The following is an 842-nucleotide window of genomic DNA, read 5'->3' as shown; positions in this document are numbered from 1 at the left end:
GTGGAGCCTAGCGGGATCGAACCGCTGACCTCCTGCGTGCAAGGCAGGCGCTCTCCCAGCTGAGCTAAGGCCCCATAAAAGATGGTCGGGAAGACAGGATTCGAACCTGCGACCCCTTGGTCCCAAACCAAGTGCTCTACCAAGCTGAGCTACTTCCCGATCTTAATGGCGCGCCCGAGAGGAGTCGAACCCCTAACCTTTTGATCCGTAGTCAAACGCTCTATCCAATTGAGCTACGGGCGCTTATTTATAATGCCGAGGGCCGGACTTGAACCGGCACGGTAGTCACCTACCGCAGGATTTTAAGTCCTGTGTGTCTGCCAATTCCACCACCCCGGCGTGGATGGTATAAGCGGAAGACGGGATTCGAACCCGCGACCCCCACCTTGGCAAGGTGGTGTTCTACCACTGAACTACTTCCGCATTACAGGATTTCTTTATTTTATTTGGCAATGCGGGTGAAGGGACTTGAACCCCCACGTCATAAAGACACTAGATCCTAAGTCTAGCGCGTCTGCCAATTCCGCCACACCCGCATGAAACATGGTGAGCCATGAAGGACTCGAACCTTCGACCCTCTGATTAAAAGTCAGATGCTCTACCAACTGAGCTAATGGCTCGCTTTAAAAGCGACTTGTCTATCTTACCATATGAAAGTGGTGCCGGCAAGAGGACTTGAACCCCCAACCTACTGATTACAAGTCAGTTGCTCTACCAGTTGAGCTACACCGGCTTTATCTATCCTAACATTATGTAAGAATAAATATGGTGGAGGATGACGGGCTCGAACCGCCGACCCTCTGCTTGTAAGGCAGATGCTCTCCCAGCTGAGCTAATCCTCC

Annotated in this window: 9 tRNA genes; all 9 read right to left on the bottom strand. The window is 52.1% G+C overall.

The features are described 5' to 3' along the window. Nucleotide 1: 1 nt before the first annotated feature. Nucleotides 2-74 (bottom strand) — tRNA-Ala (locus tag AWT60_RS17895). 8 nt (nucleotides 75-82) lie between these two features. Then, nucleotides 83-159, bottom strand: a tRNA-Pro gene (locus AWT60_RS17890). A gap of 7 nt (nucleotides 160-166) precedes the next feature. After that, nucleotides 167-243 (bottom strand) — tRNA-Arg (locus AWT60_RS17885). 10 nt (nucleotides 244-253) lie between these two features. Next, nucleotides 254-339: transfer RNA gene (locus AWT60_RS17880), tRNA-Leu, on the bottom strand. A 12-nt stretch (nucleotides 340-351) separates the two neighbouring features. Next, a tRNA-Gly gene (locus AWT60_RS17875) sits at nucleotides 352-423 on the bottom strand. A gap of 30 nt (nucleotides 424-453) precedes the next feature. After that, nucleotides 454-536: transfer RNA gene (locus AWT60_RS17870), tRNA-Leu, on the bottom strand. Between the two features lie 8 nt (nucleotides 537-544). Then, a tRNA-Lys gene (locus AWT60_RS17865) sits at nucleotides 545-620 on the bottom strand. Nucleotides 621-657: 37 nt separating this feature from the next. Beyond that, nucleotides 658-733, bottom strand: a tRNA-Thr gene (locus AWT60_RS17860). Nucleotides 734-766: 33 nt separating this feature from the next. Next, a tRNA-Val gene (locus tag AWT60_RS17855) sits at nucleotides 767-842 on the bottom strand.

This window comes from Bacillus sp. F2HM (assembly GCF_019266135.1).
GTDB lineage: Bacteria > Bacillota > Bacilli > Bacillales > Bacillaceae > Bacillus > Bacillus safensis.
Note: the sequence above shows the minus strand (reverse complement) of the source record. Positions and strands in the feature narration are given on the sequence as shown.